1 protein-coding gene is annotated in these 4,929 nt (G+C 44.8%); it reads left to right on the top strand.

The annotated features are described in order from the left end of the window. Positions 1-650: 650 nt before the first annotated feature. Positions 651-4,929: ESPR-type extended signal peptide-containing protein (locus A1D25_RS05385; RefSeq protein ID WP_275895803.1), on the top strand; the 4,279-nt coding region annotated here is incomplete at its 3' end.

The following is a 4,929-nucleotide window of genomic DNA, read 5'->3' as shown; positions in this document are numbered from 1 at the left end:
ATGGATACACTCAGTGCGTCTGAATGAAAAAAGACTTTGTCAATAATCTGGGGCAAATATAATTTGCCCCTACATATGAACCAGTGTCCGAAATGTAGGGGCTAAAATTTGATCTGACCCCAAATTGCTAACACTAGCCCAAATTTTAAGTGTCTTTTTGTAAATTTATGCAATTATTTTTTCGCAACAACATTGACATAACCCACAAATAAGCGGTCGGAAACGCCAAAAAAATGACAAATGCACTCCGATTTTTTTCAAAATAAAAAATAAAATTCCAGTGGACCAACCACAAATTTGCATATTGTTAATTAAGTGTAAATTAAGTTAGAATAGCCAAAAAAGTAAGGCTATATATCATAACTCTTATACCATATAACAAAATCATATAGAGGAATTCCAACGCAGCTTATTATTACCGAACATCTCCTCCTAATCACACAATTTATTAAAGTTGTGTCAATTTTCTTAAACAATTTCTCTCTATTGTATAGATAGAAATATCTTATCACATTGATAAAAAATCGGACATTCCCTCACTGTCGTATATATATTATACTAAAAGGATATAAGGTGCTAAGTAACCAAATTGCGTTACTTAGCTTTTTCTTTCTATGGGTTTGGTAAACCCTCAAAAATTAAGGCTTTTTATGAATAAAGTTTTTAGAGTAATTTGGAATTACTCCACTCAAACTTGGGTAGCGGTTTCGGAATTAGCAAAAGGACGTGTTAAGTCGTCATCATCTTCTACAGTAGCAGAACAACCAAGTAGTGTGGTTACTGAAAAATCATCAGCTGCAGTCATTGGTTCTGCCGTAGCAGTAACTATTTTGACTTCCATTATGTTGCCTGAGGCTCATGCGACAACTGTGATTACTAAAGCTCAGGAGTATAACCAGATTAAGAAAGGTAATACTGATGCACAGAGTGGTAAACTAGGGAGACTGACGCTAAATGGTCAAGCTGGCAAAGAATACGCCCCGGAACTAAAACAAACTGGTGGTAAAGATTACACCACCTATGACACCATCGGCACACCAGGCAGTACCGCTTTGAGTGAATACATATATAAAGGAACGAAGATCGAGGTTGAACGTGGTTTCGCCACCGCAATCGGTGATTCCACTGTGGCAACTGCTGGTGGTACAGTCATTGGCTCTGGAGCCAGAGTAACAGGTGGTGTGGCTGTCGGTTCTTTTGCTGAAGCAGGGGGTGCAACCAGTATCGCCATCGGTAACAACGCCCAATCAGACGGCGCTCAGTCTGTCGCAGTCGGTCGTGAAGCTGTGGCAAAAGGAGCTAGAGCCATCGCCACAGGTATGGCAGCTGCTGCTTCAGGCAAAGGGGCGATCGCCACAGGTAACTCAGCCACCGCATCAGGCGAACGCTCATTGGCGTTAGGTACGGCTAAAAATAATGATGCCAGAGCCTATCAACAAGACTCAGCCCAAGCGACCGGCGATGACGCCATCGCCATCGGTACCAGTGCAGAAGCAACAGCCGCTAACGCCACCGCCATCGGCTACGATGCACTAGCCAACGCTACCAACGCCACCGCCATCGGCAACCAAGCTCAAGCCACCAAAGCGGACGCTGTGGCTTTCGGTGCAGGAGCAAAAGCCCAAGAAGCTAACGCCACCGCCATCGGTAAAGGGGCATTGGCTAGCAAAGCAGACGCCATCGCTTTTGGTAGAGGGGCTTCAGCAAGCAACGTCAGCTCAACCGCCATCGGTGTCAGTGCTAAGGCTTTGGGGTTGAATTCTACTGCCATCGGTCCAAACACCACCGCAAAAGGTGAGCGAGCCATCGCCATCGGTCCTGATTCAAAAACTGATAACAACAACACCGTTGCCATCGGTTATAAAGCTCAAGCTCTGAACGAAGGGGCATTTGCCTTCGGTACCAACGTTACATCTAAATCTCAAGGCTCATTAGGCTTGGGTACTGACTCTGTGGCGTGGGGTAACCACTCTGTCGCCATCGGTACAGGGGCTCAAACCAAAGGCGGTCAAGGCTCTATCGCATTCGGTCAAAACGCAACTGCCGGTAACGGTGCTTCTATCGCATTCGGTGCCAACTCAACGATATCCGGCGAAAACGGTTCGGCTTTTGGTTCTGAATCTAAAGCAGGCACACGAGCCACCGCCTCCGGTCATAAAGCCAACGCCTCAGGCTCAAACTCAGTCGCCACAGGTCATAACGCCACCGCTTCAGGCTCAAGTGCTGTTGCCGTTGGTAATAACGCCTCCGCTTCAGGTAATAACGCTTTAGCCTTTGGTGATGGGGCAAAGGCTTCTGTTAATAACTCTGTCGCTCTGGGTAATGGGGCGGAGACTTCTGCATTTGCAGCAGCAGGTCCATTGAGCTTTAAAAATACATCTGGTGCTGCTACATCAACAACACCTGCAGGCAATACGGCAACTGGCGTGGTTTCAGTTGGCAACGGCACAACCAAACGCCAAATCCAAAACGTCGCCGCAGGTCGTGTAACTCAAGATTCTACTGACGCAGTAAACGGCAGTCAGCTGTATCACGTGATGGAAAAGGTTGGTTTTAATATTCTAGACAATGGCGACAAGAGTGTCTCTCGTATTGATAATGACAACACCGTTAAGTTTGCTAATGGCGATTTCACTAAATCAAAAATTGCAGGTGGTAACAATCCAACTGTACAATTTGATGTGGTTACTCGTGCAATTAATGCAGCTACCGATGCAACAAAAGCTACACTTGCAAATGCACCAGCAGGTTTTACAGATGGTCTTGCAAAATCAAGCGAAGTGGTTAATGCCATCAACAAAGCAGGTTTTACCCTAAAAGCAAATTCTGAAGCAAATGGTGAAGCCATCACTAATGGCGACAGCGTTACTATCACAGAAGGTAAAAACATTAACGTTGCTCGCAGTGGCTCGACCATCACCATCAAAACTACAGATGAAGTAACCTTTACCAAAACCAACGCAGGTACGCTAACAGCGTCTTCTGCACAGGTAAACGGTGGTTTAACCGTAACTGGCGACACCAAACTGCAAAAAGGTGCAACCATCAGCGGTGGACAGCTTGTGGCTCAAAACGGTGCAAGCGTAAGCGGTGGTTTGGCGATGAATAATAGCAAAATCACAGGCTTACAAGCAGGTTCTGCTGATACTGATGCAGTAAACGTAAAACAGCTGAACGATAAAGTTGATGATGCTAAAAAAGAACTGAACAACAATATCAATACAGCCAAAACCGAGCTGAATAATAACATCAACACAGCCAAAACCGAGCTAACCAACAAAGGCTTGAAATTCAAAGGCGAATCAGGAACTGTAGTTCATAAAAATCTAGGCGAACAGCTTGATGTTGTGGGCGATGGTAAAAACATCAGCACTTCAAGCGATGGCTCAAAAGTCAAAATCACGATGTCGGATACGCCAAGTTTCACCAACATCACCACAACCAAAGGTGCAAATATCGGTGGCACACTTTCAGCCAAAAAAGCAGAAGTGGGTGCCGAAGGCTTGACCGTAAACGGTGCTACCACACTCAACAAAGGTGCAACCATCAGCGGTGGTAACCTTGCGATGGGTAACAACCAAATCACAGGTTTAAAAGCAGGTACAGCCGATACTGATGCTGTAAACCTTGCTCAATTAAACGCAACCAAAGCCATTGCAGAAAAAGGCTGGAACGTTACCATTGCAAAAGGTGCTGGCGAAGCCACCGCTCCTGCTCAAGAGACTAAAGTCGCACCGGGCGATACGGTAACTTACACCGCAGGTAAAAACGTTAAGTTGGAAATTGCTGGTAAAAACATCACTGTTTCAACCACTGATAAAGCAAACTTCAGCGAAGTAACATCGGGCAAAACCAGTGCGGGCGAATTAACAGCCACAACTGCGACAGTAAGCGGTGCAACCAATCTGAATGGCGGTGTAACCGTCAATGGCACAACCACGCTAAACGGCACAACCAACGTTAAAGACAAGCTGACAGCGGAAAAAGGCTTGGACGTTACAGGTGCTACCACACTCAACAGCGGTGCAACCATCAAAGGCGGCGACCTTGTGATGAGTGGTCAAGGTATCACAGGCTTAAAAGCAGGTTCAGCCGATACTGACGCAGTGAACGTAAAACAGCTAAAAGATACTGTCAATGCTTCAGGCTGGAAGCTGAAAGTTAATAGTGAGGCAGATACCACTGCTGCAAAAGTTGCTAATGACGAAGTGGTAACTTTTGCACAGGGCGACAATATTGTCATCAGTCGTAATGGCAAAACTGTTACCGTTGCTACGTCAAAAACACCAACTTTTGACACGCTAAAAACAACAGGTAAAGCAGAAATCGGTGGTCCGCTAAATGTAACTGGACCTGCAACTTTTACCGACAAAGTAACCGCTAACAAAGGTTTAGATGTAAATGGTCCTACAGTACTAAACGGTACAACTACTGTTAAAGAAAAACTAACAGCGGAAAAAGGTGCAAGTATCAGCGAAGGTTTGGATATGAATAATAGCCAAATCACCAATGTAGCGGCAGGTACAGAAGATAAACACGCTGTAAACAAAGGTCAGCTTGATCAAGCCATTAAAAACGTAAGTGACGTATTAAAAGGCGGTAACATCAAGTTCGGCGGTAATACAGGCAATGAGATCACCACGCAATTAGGCGGTAAGCTCAATGTTATTGGTGGTAATGTTACCAAAGGTGACTACAGCAGTAATAATGTAAGAACCAAAGCTGACGGTACAGGCAATATCACCATTGAATTTGCTGAAAAACCAAAATTTGAAGCGGTAGAAGCTAAAGATTTGAATGTTACTGGTAATGCAACAATCAAAGACTTGAACGTAACGAACAACACTAAGACCAAAGACTTAGAAGTAACTAACAACGCTACAATCAAAGACTTGAATGTAACGAACAACACTAAGACCAAAGACTTAG

The organism is Ursidibacter arcticus (genome assembly GCF_009761375.1).
Classification (GTDB): Bacteria; Pseudomonadota; Gammaproteobacteria; order Enterobacterales; family Pasteurellaceae; genus Ursidibacter; species Ursidibacter arcticus.
Note: the sequence above shows the minus strand (reverse complement) of the source record. Positions and strands in the feature narration are given on the sequence as shown.